The sequence below is a fragment of the Rhodococcus sp. 114MFTsu3.1 genome, assembly GCF_000383555.1.
Classification (GTDB): Bacteria; Actinomycetota; Actinomycetes; order Mycobacteriales; family Mycobacteriaceae; genus Rhodococcoides; species Rhodococcoides fascians_E.
Genome location: NZ_KB911554.1, coordinates 192769 through 206036, shown reverse-complemented (window position 1 = coordinate 206036; position 13268 = coordinate 192769). Strand labels below are relative to the sequence as shown.

Annotated in this window: 13 protein-coding genes; 8 read left to right on the top strand and 5 right to left on the bottom strand. The window is 65.2% G+C overall.

Annotation, left to right across the window (positions count from 1 at the left end):
* Window positions 1-15: 15 nt before the first annotated feature.
* Both H292_RS0119295 and H292_RS0119290 read right to left on the bottom strand, forming a co-directional pair.
* Window positions 16-462, bottom strand: a complete 447-nt coding sequence (locus H292_RS0119295; protein WP_019666991.1) for a PPOX class F420-dependent oxidoreductase — start codon at window positions 460-462, stop codon at window positions 16-18.
* A gap of 39 nt (window positions 463-501) precedes the next feature.
* Window positions 502-2436: a helicase-related protein gene (locus tag H292_RS0119290; protein WP_231383876.1), complete on the bottom strand. Its 1935-nt coding sequence runs from the start codon at window positions 2434-2436 to the stop codon at window positions 502-504.
* A gap of 87 nt (window positions 2437-2523) precedes the next feature.
* Here H292_RS0119290 and H292_RS0119285 point away from each other — a divergent pair, with 87 nt between their 5' ends.
* From H292_RS0119285 to H292_RS0119265, 5 genes are all read left to right on the top strand, one after another.
* Window positions 2524-3282, top strand: coding sequence for a type 1 glutamine amidotransferase (locus tag H292_RS0119285; protein ID WP_020112471.1), 759 nt, complete (start codon window positions 2524-2526; stop codon window positions 3280-3282).
* Entirely contained in the window at window positions 3269-4429 is a 1161-nt protein-coding gene (locus tag H292_RS0119280; RefSeq protein ID WP_020112470.1) for an alpha-hydroxy-acid oxidizing protein, read from the top strand. The genes H292_RS0119285 and H292_RS0119280 overlap by 14 nt, the downstream gene beginning before the upstream one ends.
* On the top strand, window positions 4426-5709 hold the full coding sequence (locus H292_RS0119275) for an alpha-amylase family glycosyl hydrolase (protein ID WP_020112469.1): 1284 nt from the start codon (window positions 4426-4428) through the stop codon (window positions 5707-5709). Before H292_RS0119280 ends, H292_RS0119275 begins: the two co-directional genes overlap by 4 nt.
* A 290-nt stretch (window positions 5710-5999) precedes the next feature.
* Complete coding sequence (locus tag H292_RS0119270) at window positions 6000-6755, top strand: 3-oxoacyl-ACP reductase (RefSeq protein ID WP_026348116.1); 756 nt, start codon at window positions 6000-6002, stop codon at window positions 6753-6755.
* On the top strand, window positions 6755-8026 hold the full coding sequence (locus H292_RS0119265; protein ID WP_019666985.1) for an LLM class flavin-dependent oxidoreductase: 1272 nt from the start codon (window positions 6755-6757) through the stop codon (window positions 8024-8026). Before H292_RS0119270 ends, H292_RS0119265 begins: the two co-directional genes overlap by 1 nt.
* On the opposite strand, the gene H292_RS0119260 is transcribed toward H292_RS0119265, so the two are convergent.
* Window positions 8014-8622, bottom strand: coding sequence for a TetR/AcrR family transcriptional regulator (locus H292_RS0119260; RefSeq protein ID WP_019666984.1), 609 nt, complete (start codon window positions 8620-8622; stop codon window positions 8014-8016). The two genes, H292_RS0119265 and H292_RS0119260, sit on opposite strands and share 13 nt — an antisense overlap.
* Window positions 8623-8734: 112 nt before the next feature.
* On the opposite strand from H292_RS0119260, the gene H292_RS0119255 reads away from it, so the two are divergent.
* On the top strand, window positions 8735-9667 hold the full coding sequence (locus H292_RS0119255) for a quinone oxidoreductase family protein (RefSeq protein ID WP_020112468.1): 933 nt from the start codon (window positions 8735-8737) through the stop codon (window positions 9665-9667).
* 23 nt (window positions 9668-9690) lie between these two features.
* Here H292_RS0119255 and H292_RS0119250 read toward each other — a convergent pair whose 3' ends face one another.
* Complete coding sequence (locus H292_RS0119250) at window positions 9691-10587, bottom strand: alpha/beta fold hydrolase (protein WP_027498933.1); 897 nt, start codon at window positions 10585-10587, stop codon at window positions 9691-9693.
* Window positions 10588-10657: 70 nt separating this feature from the next.
* On the opposite strand from H292_RS0119250, the gene H292_RS0119245 reads away from it, so the two are divergent.
* On the top strand, window positions 10658-11140 hold the full coding sequence (locus H292_RS0119245) for a hypothetical protein (RefSeq protein ID WP_020112466.1): 483 nt from the start codon (window positions 10658-10660) through the stop codon (window positions 11138-11140).
* A gap of 81 nt (window positions 11141-11221) precedes the next feature.
* Here H292_RS0119245 and H292_RS0119240 read toward each other — a convergent pair whose 3' ends face one another.
* Window positions 11222-11773: an alpha-isopropylmalate synthase regulatory domain-containing protein gene (locus H292_RS0119240; RefSeq protein ID WP_020112465.1), complete on the bottom strand. Its 552-nt coding sequence runs from the start codon at window positions 11771-11773 to the stop codon at window positions 11222-11224.
* A gap of 296 nt (window positions 11774-12069) precedes the next feature.
* On the opposite strand from H292_RS0119240, the gene H292_RS0119235 reads away from it, so the two are divergent.
* A complete protein-coding gene (locus H292_RS0119235; RefSeq protein ID WP_020112464.1) occupies window positions 12070-13260 on the top strand; it encodes an ATP-binding protein in 1191 nt (396 codons plus the stop codon).
* Window positions 13261-13268: the final 8 nt, after the last annotated feature.

The window sequence follows — 13268 nt, the reverse complement described above, 5'->3', positions numbered from 1 at the left end:
CGGGCAGCTGGTTCGTCAGCCGATTCGCTGGCCGTAGACGTGCTCGACGGCAAGCTTCAGCAGCACGCGGCGGTCGGACACCATGACGGACCGGTACTCGTCCCAATCGGGGTGCTCTCCGGCGGCGGCTCGGTAGTAGTCGACCAGTGCGTCGACTTCTGGGCTCGACGCGTCCGCTCCCGGCCCGACCAGCGTCCCGGTCCCGTCCACCGTGGCCCACGACCTGCCGTCGGCGCTGGTGACCTCGATGGACACCCGAGCATCGCGCCGGATGTTCTTGGTCTTCGCGCGACCGTCGGTCATCGACACGTAGACGATTCCGGCGTCGCGGTCGTAGTACGGCGTCACCGGCGACAGCTGCGGCCTACCGTCGGACTTGATGGTCGCCAGGACGCCGAGACGTGCCTCGGCCAACAGATCGTGCGGATCGAAGCGGTGCGGATCGGAACTGTCTGGACTCATGACTCCCCCTCGCGTAGTGGCTCGGTCGACTACCCCACGTTATTCGCCCGACGCCGATCCCGCCTCCGCCCGCGCCGCCAGGAATGCTTCCGGGTCGATGAGGTCGGCCTGACCGACGATGGAGCCCAGGTCCGCGATGCGCTCGATCCCGGTGAGCACCATTTCCTCCTCGACGGTGCCCTCGGCGTATCCGTAATAGCACGTCGACGTCGTGTGCTCGTGGTCCTTGTCGATGCGGTTGGCTCGGCCTTCGATCTGACGAATCTCGATCGGTGTCCATCGTGGATCGTGAATCAAGGTCACACGCGGCGCCGACGTCGACACCGTCCGCTCCGGAAGCAACAGCTCGTTCGAGTGCAGGTTGATCGCACTCGTCGTGGTCGAGATGATCACCCGGGCAGCGCCGGTCTGGAAGCGTCGGATCTCGTGCTCCTGGTCCTGACTGCTCATGCTGCCGTCGACGACGGCGACCTCCTGGCCTTCGTCGCGGAGCGCCTCCGCGAGGCCGGCGACCGACTCGCGGTAGAACATGGAGACGAACACCTGGTTGCCGTCGCGAATCCACGCGCGAACCTGATCGGCCGTCGACGGGATCCGCAGGTAGGAGCATTTCTGACGGAACCGCAGTGCCGCAGCTCTCGTGCTCGGGTTCTTCTGCAGCACACGCTTGCCGCCGACGGACTTCCACAGTGGTAGGCCGAGCTCCTTGCGGTAATCCACCCACGCCGAGTTGTACAGGCGTTTCTGCGCGGCAGTGAGTTCCTGGCCGAGCGGCTCACGCGGCGTCGGGGGCGAGGGCCGCGAGATCGACCACGGCACAGCACCTCCGGAGAGCCACCGGTGAATGGTGTCGATGTCGCGCGTACGCTGCGCGGCGTCCTCAGGTTCCCACCTCCACGTCTTCAGCCCGGTGGTCGCCTTGCCCTCCTTCAGTGCGAAACCCTGCTCGATCAGGAATTCGGCCCACTTGGTGGTCACGCCGTACCCGAGGACCTCCTCGTCGCCGACGATGGGACCGGCCGCCCGGCTCTGCTCGATCGCGCGAGCCATGTACGCGAAGTGCATCGGCTGATACCCCGGTGTCGCCGACATCCACACGACCGCACGCGCGGCCTCCTGATACCGCCACAGAATCTGCGACTGTTGCGACTCGATGTTCATCAGCGCATGCGACTCGTCGGCGATGACGACGTCGATGTCGAAACGTAACTCGCCCAATGTGATCGTGCGTTTGTTCTGAGTCTTCTTGCGCTTGCCCAGGTCCGTGTCCTCGGGAACCATCAACAACTTCTTGGTGGACTGATACGTCACCAGCAGCCAACGCTTGCGATCCGCGGGATCGAGATCCGCCTCGGTATCGGCGATGGTCCGTCGCCAGCCCGGAAGCGCGCCCTTGGGTGCGACGACCAGAACCGTGCCGATGTCCGGAGTGGAGCCTGCCTGCCGGACGGCCTCGCAGACGGCGAGAGTCTTACCGAGACCCGTCGAGTCCATCTGCGCGAAGTACGGGAACCCAGCGTTCATCGCGCCCAGCTGCCGGCGCACCGATTCGAGTTGCGTCTCGCGAGGCGTCAACGACCGTTCGTGGACGACCTCCGGTCTCCACTCTTCGTTCGCGTCGTCCTCCACCCACCGCTGGAGGCTGTACGGCATGGACTCGAACGAGGCCAACCCGTCGGGCAGATCGGTTCCGTAGTACGCGAACACGCGTGGGCCCGGATACCAGCGGGCGCCCGACGCCGATGCCAATGCGCGATCCTCGAACGGGACGTCGAGTACCCAGACGCGCTCGCCTGGATCGGGAAGCGGCAGATCCGGCGACGCCGTCTTACGGACCGGCTTCTTGCGTGTGGTGGTGCGTTTCTTCGCGGTGGTGGTTCCCGACGACGCCTTGAACTTACGTGCGGCAGCGCTCTTGCCCGCGCCGACCGTGTGGGCAGTGGTGGAAGCGGGTTTGCGTCGACGTGGTGGCACGGAGAACAACCGTAGAGCACACGACCGACACGGCAGTATCGGTACAGAGGACGTCCCGTTCGGCACCGTGTCCTAACCTCGTCCCTCATGACGTTCGATTCTCGACAGGATTCCGCGACCGACAAGCGCGCAGTCGTTCTGGTCCACGATCGTGACCCGGCGCTGGGCCTACGCAACATCGGTACGCTCGCGCCCGAGTTGGAGAGTCGCGGATACCGACTCGACGTGCATTCCTTCGACTACGGGCACGCCGATACTCCGCCGTCGCTGGACGACGCCGGGATGGTGGTCGTCATGGGATCGCCGGACGCCGCGTACGGAGAGTCGTCGTGGATCGGCCCGGAGATCGACTATCTCGAGCGTGCCATCGAGAAGGACGTACCGATTCTGGGTGTCTGTTTCGGTGGGCAGTTGCTGGCGCGAATCCTGGGCGGAACCGTCACGCGGTCGCAGTTCCCCGAACACGGCCTGACCGAGACCCGCTCGACGCGCCCGGATCTGATCGGGCCCGGACCGTGGATGGAGTATCACGACGACACCTTCGTCGCGCCGGACGCCGCGACGGTGATCGCGAGCAACAGTGCCGGCCAGCAGGCTTTCGTGCACGGCAGGCACCTGGGACTGCAGTTCCACCCCGAGATCGACGTCGACGTCTTCGACTCCTGGGCCGACGCGTGGGTGCGCGACGGTATCGAGCAGGACCAGGACATGGTCGATGCCATCAGGAAAGACCTGGTGGATAACGAAGCCGACCTGCGTGCACGCTGCGCTGCGCTGCTCGACGGGTGGATTTCGTGCCGTCCACTTCCCGCCGCCCACTACGGTGGGGAGCATGAACTTCAGTGACCATCAGATCGGCATCTATGCCCAGGGCATGTTCACCGATCAGAAGCCGAAGATCACCACCAACCTCGCGAAACTCGAGGATCAGGCCGCGGCGAGGCTGACGCCCGAGGCGCTGGGGTACATCGTCGCCAGCGCCGGTAGTGGTTCGACGGCCCGGGCCAATCGAGAAGCGTTCGACCGGTGGCGCATTGCACCGCGTATGTTGCGTAGTGCGGCCGAGCGGGATCACTCGGTCACGGTGCTCGGTACGGAGCTACCCGCGCCTGTGTTGATCGCTCCGGTGGGAATTCAGACCCTCGCCCATCCGGACGGTGAGCTCGCCACCGCACGAGCCGCAGCGGCGCTCGGCATTCCGTACATCCACTCGACGCAGGCGTCGCACTCGTTCGAGCAAGTGGCGGAAGCCGGTGGCGACGCACCGCGGTGGTACCAGTTGTACTGGCCCACCGATGAATCGGTGCTTCTGAGCTTTCTGGATCGGGCCAAGACCACCGGCTTCACGACGCTCGTGCTCACCCTGGACACGACCCTGCTGGGATGGCGTCCGGCGGACCTCGACCGCGGTTATCTCCCCTTTCTCGCCAACCTCGGCATCGAGAACTATCTCACCGATCCGGCGTTCAAGGCCGGTCTCGAGCAGCCCGTGGAGACCAATCCCATTGCTGCGGCGATGCACTGGGCCAAGATGTTCCCCAATCCGGGGCTGAACTGGGGTCAGCTGAAGTTCCTGCGGGATCACTGGGACGGTCCGATCGTCCTCAAGGGGATCTGCACCGTCGGAGATGCGAGGTCGGCCGTCGAGCACGGAGTCGAAGGCATCGTGGTGTCCAATCACGGTGGGCGCCAGATCGACGGCGCACGAGCATCGTTGGACGCGCTGCCTGCCATCGTCGACGCCGTCGGTGACCAGGTGACGGTGTTGTTCGACTCCGGTGTGCGCACGGGTGCGGACATGGCCAAGGCGCTTGCGCTCGGAGCGGACGCGGTACTGCTCGGCCGGCCGTTCCTGTACGGCCTTGCGCTCGGCGGGCAGGAGGGCGTGGAGCACGTACTACGCTGCATCCTCGCCGAATTCGATCTGGTCACCAGCTTGTCCGGGCACACCGGTGCCGGCGAACTCGGCCGCGAATCCGTGGTGCGCGCATGAGTCCGTCCTGGGTCGAGCACGCAATCTGGTGGCATGTCTATCCTCTCGGATTCGCCGGTGCGCCGGTGCGAGAGTGGGACGGAACCTCCTTGGCCGAGGAGCATCGGTTGCTCAAGGTGGTCGAATGGCTCGACTACGCACTGGAACTCGGGGCATCCGGTGTCGCACTCGGTCCCATCTTCGCCTCGGAAGGCCACGGGTACGAGACCGTCGACCACCTGCGCGTCGATCAGCGGCTCGGTACCGACGAGGACTTCGACACTCTGATCGACCGAGCGCACGGCCGGGGAATCGGGGTCATGCTCGACGGTGTCTTCAATCATGTGGGGCAGAGCTTTCCACGGTTCCAGAGCGCTCTTGCCGGGGACTCCGACGCGGCATCCTGGTTTCATCTCGACGCCTCCGGGCGTCACCGCAACTTCGAAGGTCACGACGAACTCGTCGCGCTCGACCACAGCAGCGCGGCAGTGCAGGACTACGTCGTCGACGTCATGCAACACTGGCTCGGCCGCGGCGCCGACGGATGGCGTCTGGATGCGGCATATGCTGTGCCGCCGGAGTTCTGGGCGACCGTGCTACCGCGGGTCCGCGAACGGTTCCCCGACGCGTATTTCCTCGGCGAGGTCATCCACGGTGACTACGCACAGATCGTGCAGCGGAGCTCGCTGGACTCGGTGACCCAGTACGAGCTGTGGAAGGCGACGTGGAGTGCAATCGCGGAGCAGAATTTCTTCGAGCTCTCGCACGCCCTCGGTCGCCACAACGAGTGGCTCGACACCTTCGTGCCCGCCACGTTCGTGGGCAACCACGATGTCAATCGCATCGCCAGCACCATCTCCGACGAACGGCATCTCCCCCACGCGCTCGTCACGCTGTTCACCACTGGTGGAACACCGATGATCTATTACGGCGACGAGCAGGGATTCCGCGGCGTCAAGGAGGAGCGCGTCGGCGGCGACGACGACGTCCGGCCCGAGTTCCCCATGACCCGTGAGCAACTCGATTCGGCGGGATGGTCGACGTTCCACCTGCACCAGGAACTGATCGGACTACGTCGACGCGCTCCGTGGCTGCACACCGCGAAAACCGAGACCGTCGAGCTGGCCAACACCGCGATGCTCTATCGGGTCCACAGTGGAGACAACGCACTGCACGTCGCGCTGAATCTCGGCGACGACACCGTCGACTACCCCATCTCCGGTGAAGTCCTGGCAGGTGTTGCCTCCGTGGACGGGGGACGGACGACGGTGCCGGCACACGGATGGGCGGTCATCGGCTAGCTCGACCGTAGGACGATCTATAACTCTCTACAAATTTCGATAGATGTCCGTAGAAGCAGTGATAGACGGTAGTGCCCAGCGAAGGGACTACAGTGTGCAGTCGACACGGGGTGCCGCACCGACGCGGCTGAGAACACACCCGTCGAACCTGATCTGGTCAACACCAGCGGCAGGCGTGGAGCCTGCGGAATGCCCCGGTATTCCTAGGGATGTCAGCGCGGATCGAAAGTTTTATCTGGGTGTCCGTGCATCCTCACGTTCGTGGTGTCCGCCGAGCGAGAGGCACACGCATGAACTTCGATCGTCAGACCGTCGTCGTCACCGGAGCCGGACGGGGCCTGGGAACCGCAGTGGCCCGCGCGTTCGCTGCGCAGGGAGCACGCGTCGTCGTCAACTATCGACGTAGCCGCGAGGCTGCGGAGGCACTGGCGTCGGAGATCGGTGGTGTGGCCGTCGCTGCCGACGTCACCGATCCCGCCCAGGTCGACGCCCTGTTCACCGCAGCCGAGCAGCATTTCGGCACGTCGGTGACCACCGTCGTCAACAATGCTCTCGCCGATTTCTCGTTCGACGGTGACGCGCGCAGCAAGGCGGACACCATCTCCTGGGACCAGTTCGACGCCCAGTTCCAAGGCGCAGTGCGCGGCGCACTCAACACGACTCAGCGCGCGGTGCCGGGTATGCGGGCCGCCGGATCGGGCCGGATCGTCAACGTCGGCACCAACCTGTTTCAGAACCCGGTGGTGCCGTATCACGACTACACGGCATCGAAGGCCGCGCTTCTGTCCCTGACCAGGACGCTTGCGGCCGACCTCGGCGGCGACGGCATCACCGTCAACATGGTGTCCGGCGGCCTGTTGCGCACCACCGACGCGAGCGCCGCGACGCCGGAGGAGGTCTTCGATTTCATCGCCGCCTCCACTCCACTGAAGCGTGTGGTGACGCCCGAGGAGTTCGCCGATGCGTTGCTGTTCTTCGCATCGCCGTGGTCCCGTTCGGTGACCGGCCAGAATCTCGTCGTGGACGGTGGATTGGTCAAGGACTGATGATGCATCTGAACGCCTTCCTGTACAACTGCGGTCACCACAGCGCCGCCTGGCGACATCCGCGTTCGCGCGTCGAGGATCTGGGCGACATCGGGTACTACGAGAAGCTCGCACAAACGGCGGAGCGCGGCAAGCTCGATGCGGTGTTCTTCGCCGACGGCCACTCGGTGCGTGACCCGGCAGGAGCGGGAACATGGTTTCTGGAACCGATCACCGCGCTGACGGCGATGGCGCGGGCGACGACGCACATCGGTCTGGTGACCACGGTGTCCACCACGTTCTACACGCCGTTCCACGCCGCGCGCCTGCTCGCCTCCCTCGACCACATCAGCGGCGGACGTGCCGGATGGAACGTCGTCACCTCGATGTTCGACGCCGAGGCACGCAATCACGGCTTCGACGAGATCCCGCCTCGCGGTGAGCGATACGCGCGTGCCGAGGAGTTCGTCGACGTCGCCCTCGCTCTGTGGGACACGTGGGACGCCGACGCGCTCGTGCTCGACCGTGACGGCGTGTACGCCGATCCGGACAAGGTGAACCGGATCGACCACTCGGGCAAACATTTCCGGGTCGACGGTCCACTGACGGTCCCTCGTTCGCCGCAAGGCCGGCCGGTGCTGTTCCAGGCGGGCGCGTCGGGGCAGGGCCGGGATCTGGCCGCCCGCTACGCCGAGGCGATCTATGCAGTTGCCTACGATATCGACTCCGGCGCAGCGTATTACGCAGATGTGAAGGCGCGGGTCCGCAGCGCTGGACGGGAACCGGCGTCCGTCGGCATCATGCCCGGCCTCGTGACCTACGTCGGATCGACCACAGCCGAGGCGAGGGCGAAGAAGGACGAGCTCGACGCCTTGTTGCCGGTGGAGCAGTCGTTGAAACAACTGAGCACGTTCGTCGAACAAGACTGCAGTGCGTGGGAACTCGATGCTCCTGTCCCTTCACTGCCTCCCATCGAGGAATTCACCGGGCCCCACGGACGGTACGAGACCATCCTTCGGATCATCGCGAAGGACTCCCCGACCGTCGGTGAGCTGCTCGGTACGCTCGCCGCAGGCGGCGGCCATGCGACGATGATCGGCACTCCCGAGTCCATCGCCGACGAGATCGAGGCCTGGATCGACGGCGGTGCAGCGGACGGCTTCAACCTGATGCCCCCGCTGTATCCGGACGGTTTGGACGACTTCGTCGACCATGTGGTACCTGTCCTGCAGTCGCGGGGGCTCTTCCGTCGGGACTACACCTCCGACACGCTGCGTGGTCACCTCGCCTGATCGGGGCGTGTGTTCACGAGTGGACCGAAGACTGCGCGATCGACGAAGTCGACGAGCGCATCGAGTCCGTGCGACGGTTCGCCCGTCCATCGGCGTGCGAACGACTCGGCGGCGCCGGCTACGAGCTGCGCCGTCACCGCGGGTGACGCCGGCAGCTCGACGCCGTCGCTCTCGAATCCGCGCAGTCTGTCGACCCACGGCTCGAACTGCAGGATGGTGAATTCTTCGACACGGGAGGAGAGTTCGTCGTTGACGAGGGCTGCGTCGCGGAGCGCGTCGATGACTGTTCGATTCTCGCCGAAGATCCGCCAGAACACCTCGAGGTGGGGACGCATGGTTCGCGCGGTTCGTGCGACCGGATCCTGCGCGGCGACTATCGCGTCGGCTTCCTCGCCGAGCCGTTCGGCGAGGGCGAGCAGTAGTGCGTCCTTGCTGTCGAAATGGTTGTAGAACGACCCCGTCGACCGGCCGGCCTCGCGCGTGATGTCGGTGATCTTGGCCGCGAGGTATCCCGTCCGCGCGAACACGACGCGCGCGGCGTCCTCGAGTTCCGTGCGGGTTCGGGCGGCTTGAAGCTCGCGTGAAGTGGTCGGCACATGCGCCCTTTCGGTTGACAGCTACGTGTGTAGCGTACAGACTGAATCTAGATTCAGTGAATACCGATTCAGTCACCCGCGTGAGGGTGCGGACGATGGGTGGAGGCACGTCGTGAAAGCAGCAGTTCTGACCGAGTACGGGATTCCGAGGTTCGCCGATCACGAGGACCCGACGGGTGCGGAGGGCATCGAGGTGCTTCGGGTGGAAGCGGCCACGATCAATGCCGTCGATATTGCCATCGCCTCGGGCGGGCACTACCTGAGCCCGCGAACCCTGCCCGTGATCGCAGGCATCGAAGGCGGTGGCGTCACCGCCGACGGACGTCGGGTGTACTTCTCCCTGCCGCGGGCTCCGTTCGGTTCGATGGCCGAGTTCGCGCCCGTACCCGTGGGCAACCTGATCGACATTCCGGACGGCCTGGACTTCGGAACCGCCGCGACCTTGGGAAACGCAGGCCTGGCGGGAAGTATGCCGCTCGTCGAGGGGGCGCACCTGAAGGCAGGCGAGAGCGTCGTCATCCTGGGCGGCACCGGCGTGGTCGGGCGCATCGCCGTGCAGGCTGCGTCCTTGCTCGGCGCCGGGTCCATCACGGTCGTCGGACGCGACCGGCAGGCATTGGAGGCGACGCTGGAACTCGGCGCCACCGGTGTGGTCGCCGTCGGCTCGACCGAAGGCGACCTGACGGCAGCGATCCGCGACGCGTCCGGAGGCGTCGACGTGATCCTCGATTACACCTGGGGCACTGTGGCACTCGCCGCGCTTCGGGCGGGAAACCGAGGCGTGCGGTCCATTCAGATCGGCGACCGAGCCGGAGCCGACATCACGATCCCGGCACAGCTCATGAGGGCACTGGGAGCGACGGTCGCAGGGTTCATGCCGATTCACCACGGGCCGCAAGCGGTGGTCGACGCCTACCGTCGGATCAGTGACTGGGCAGCCGAAGGCAAGCTTCGGATCGAGTACGAGGAAGTTCCGCTGTCCGACGTCGAGAAGGCATGGAGCCGAGCATCATCGGTGCGGCACAAGCTGGTTCTCGCGCCCTGAGATGTTCTTCGGTTGGCTGCCGGCTACTCAGCGGCCAGTCCGGCGATGTACGTCCTGGTGAGTTCCGCGATGTCGCGCGCGTGGGAGATCGGCGACCAGTGGCCTGCTGGAATGTCGTTGCGAGTCAAGTTCTTCACCCACTTGCCTGTGTCCGCGTAGTGGTACGGGCGCACGGCGACGTCTTCGGTGTTCACGATCAGTTGGACGGGGATGTCCACGTAGCGTTCCCGCGGCTTCGTCAGTCGTGGAATGATGTTGGCGCGATAGAGGTTGGTGCCGTTGGTTGCATCGGACCACAGGGTCGAATTCTGTTTCACCAGAGCAGGATCGACGCCCGAGAACTCCTGCAGGAACGCGGGCCACCCTTTGGCGAACTGGCGTTTGATTCGCAGCGTCGACAGTCCGGGGATGTGGAACGTGACCGTGTACCAGGAGGCGCGCACCTGGGCGAGGACGTGTCGGATGCCCTCCGCCGTCGGTTTCGCGAGGCGCGAGCGCGACCATTTGCCGAGGTGGTCGAGGTTGGGACCGGAAATGGATGTGTAGGAGGCGATGCGGTCGATGGCGTGTGGCTCGGCCGCTGCTTCCCAGGCCTGGACTGCGCCCCAGTCGTGCGCGAGGACGTGGACTTTCCGGTCCGGGCTGACGGCGTCGATCACTGCATAGAAGTCGGAGGCCAGGTTGCGGAGCCGGTATGCCGACTGCTCCTGAGGAATCGTGCTCTCGCCTGCTCCGCGCACGTCGTAGGACACGACGCGATAGTCGTCTTCGAGGAGCGGGACGATGTGGCTCCACAACTCGTGCGTGTCGGGCCAGCCGTGAACCAGCACGATCGTCTCACCGTCCGGGTTGCCGGTCTCGAACACGGCGAGGTGCATGCCCTCGTTGACGACGATTCTGCGGTCCATAGCGGTGTTCATGCACTCGACTTTAGTATGAATCCGGGTTACATGTACACGAACTGTCGGTCCTGCCTGCGAGAATCGACCGGTGATCGAGAACTCCGACTGGCCGCCGACCGTACGCGCGATCGCCGACGCAACCGATGACGCAATCACCGCGGCACGCGCCCGCTCGAAAGGCGACTTCGACGACGCCGCGCGGAGTCTCGACTCCGAGGACAGAGCCCAGGTCTCCTCGATCCACGCCGAGATGGTGCGTTCGCTACTCGAAGAACTGCATCCCGACGGTCTCACCGGCGAGGACGTCCAGGATGCATTGACGAGCGCGGTCCGGGCGTCGGCCGCGTGGTACGAGGATCTGGACGTTCCCGGCTTCGTCGAGGTGCTGACGGGGGCGCTCGGCGTCGCCGATCACATGCAGGAGGCCGCGGAGCAACGGCCGTTTCCCCGGCCGGAGCACGCGATCCTGATCATCACCGACTTGCTGGTCAGGCGAAAGGTCGCGGCCCAGGGCTACATCCAACGCGCGGTCGGCGAGATTCGGCGGGCCGAGACGATGGAAATGCCGTAACGCTTTCTACATGTTTCTAGTGTCCATGGAAGAAAGCCGTAGAAGGCGATAGTGAGCGTTGCTATCGCCTTCTACGCATATCTAGCGCGCAGCCGATAGAGGTGTAGAACCATCCAGAGACGGACGTGCAGCCCTGCGCCGGTCGAGTAGTAGGTTGGCTGCGCCGATGACGGCCCTGATCGATGATTCGACGCTGCTCGCGTCGATGGCCATCGCCCATTCGCGTCGACCGTCGATGTCGCACTGGACGAAGGTCGCCGTCGAGCCGTGCAGAAGCTCATGCAGGCCCAGCGGTTGCTGGTGGAACGCGGTGATCTCGATGTGGATGCCTGCGTCGTAGAGCATCGACGTCAACGCGTCGATCGGGCCGAAGCTGGTTGCCGTCGTGGAGTGAATGGAGTCGCCGATCCCGAAGGTCGCATCGAAGGTCTTCCGGCCGCCTCGCGCGTCGGATTCCTGCCAGCTGCCCAGGCGGATCGGACCCGAGGCGCCGCTGAACTCGGCACGGAACTCCGACCAGGTCATGGCCTGCGCGGAGGCCGTCAGTTCCGGCGGGAGAATGCCGCCGAAACGCGACGCGAAGGACTCGCTGGCAGACGACGGGGCGGAAGAGGTGCAGGGGAGAGCGTTCATGGAAGTGGTCTTTCCGAATGTGAAGGAAGGACCGAGATAGGTAGCACAACGACCCGCAGCGGGGGTCGGTCCGAATCAGACCCCGCTACGGCGGTGTACTACGAGAAACTTCTGCACGAGTGTCAAAGTACTCTCGCCTGCCCGTGCAGAGCAAGAATTCGGTCGTCTAACGGTGTCTAGCGGCCAGCCGATAGTGCCCGATACGGCGCGATGAAGTTGCTAGGCCTCGATAACACTCTCTAGGACACGGCCTAGATGTACCCATAAAGAGCAATCCCACTTGTTACTTTGACCCCATGGACCCCGTGCGTAACCCCTACGCTCCCGGCGCAGGTCAACGTCCGCCCGAACTCGCCGGGCGAAAGAAGCAACTCGACGCCTTCGACGTCGTACTCGAGCGCATCACCCGTGGCCGTCCGGAGCGAAGCGTCGTACTGACGGGTCTGCGAGGCGTCGGGAAAACGGTATTGCTGAATCACTTGCGTTCGGCGGCCGTCGCGCGAGGATGGGGCACCGGCAAGATCGAAGCGCGGCCGGACCAGGAGCTGCGACGGCCACTGTCGTCGGCACTACACATGGCCGTCCGAGGAATCGCCGCGTCGCACCGGGATCCCGAGCGCGTCGACGAATTTCTCGGTGTGCTCAAGGCGTTCGCGCTCCGAGCGTCGGCGGACAAGGGCATGCGCGAGCGTTGGCAGCCCGGCATCGACGTTCCGGCGAAGACCGGACGCGCCGACTCGGGTGACATCGAGATCGACTTGGTCGAACTGCTGCTCGACGCGTCGGCGCTCGCCGGCGACGTCGGAGTAGGTATCGCCATCTTCATCGACGAAATGCAGGATCTCGGGCCTGCGGACATCTCGGCCCTGTGCGCGGCCTGCCACGAGCTGAGCCAGGACGCGGCGCCGCTGATCATCGTCGGCGCAGGGTTGCCGCATCTGCCTGCAGTCCTGTCCGCGTCGAAGAGCTATTCGGAGAGGCTGTTCAGCTATCACCGCATCGGCAGGCTCGAACGGACCGCGGCAGATCTTGCGTTGATCGCGCCGGCGGATCGCGAAGACGTCGAGTTCACAACCGAGGCACTCGACGCGCTGTACGACGCTGCGGACGGATACCCGTACTTCGTGCAGGCGTACGGCAAGGCGACGTGGGATCTCGCGGCCGAATCACCGATCACCGCCGAGGACGTCCGTGTCGCAGCACCGACTGCGGAGGAAGAGCTCGCGGTCGGATTCTTCGGTTCGCGGTACGAGCGGGCAACTCCAGCGGAGCGCGAGTACATGCGGGCAATGGCCGATCTTTCGGGCGACGATGCCTCGGTGCCGACATCCGCGGTGGCCACCGAACTGGGCCGCAAGCCCGCGTCGTTGTCCCCCGCACGGGACGGGCTCATCAAGAAGGGGCTGATCTACTCCGCCGAGCGGGGAACCATCGCCTTCACGGTCCCCCACTTCGGGCGATACCTGCGGGCGCAGACGGACGACTAGGGCGCTCC

What these genes read in the sequence shown, in the direction of transcription:
- H292_RS0119295 (WP_019666991.1), bottom strand. Translation starts at nt 462, where the DNA reads ATGAGTCCAGACAGTTCCGATCCGCACCGCTTCGATCCGCACGATCTG.
- H292_RS0119285 (WP_020112471.1), top strand. Translation starts at nt 2,524, where the DNA reads ATGACGTTCGATTCTCGACAGGATTCCGCGACCGACAAGCGCGCAGTC.
- H292_RS0119280 (WP_020112470.1), top strand. Translation starts at nt 3,269, where the DNA reads ATGAACTTCAGTGACCATCAGATCGGCATCTATGCCCAGGGCATGTTC.
- H292_RS0119275 (WP_020112469.1), top strand. Translation starts at nt 4,426, where the DNA reads ATGAGTCCGTCCTGGGTCGAGCACGCAATCTGGTGGCATGTCTATCCT.
- H292_RS0119270 (WP_026348116.1), top strand. Translation starts at nt 6,000, where the DNA reads ATGAACTTCGATCGTCAGACCGTCGTCGTCACCGGAGCCGGACGGGGC.
- H292_RS0119265 (WP_019666985.1), top strand. Translation starts at nt 6,755, where the DNA reads ATGATGCATCTGAACGCCTTCCTGTACAACTGCGGTCACCACAGCGCC.
- H292_RS0119250 (WP_027498933.1), bottom strand. Translation starts at nt 10,587, where the DNA reads ATGAACACCGCTATGGACCGCAGAATCGTCGTCAACGAGGGCATGCAC.
- H292_RS0119240 (WP_020112465.1), bottom strand. Translation starts at nt 11,773, where the DNA reads ATGAACGCTCTCCCCTGCACCTCTTCCGCCCCGTCGTCTGCCAGCGAG.
- H292_RS0119235 (WP_020112464.1), top strand. Translation starts at nt 12,070, where the DNA reads ATGGACCCCGTGCGTAACCCCTACGCTCCCGGCGCAGGTCAACGTCCG.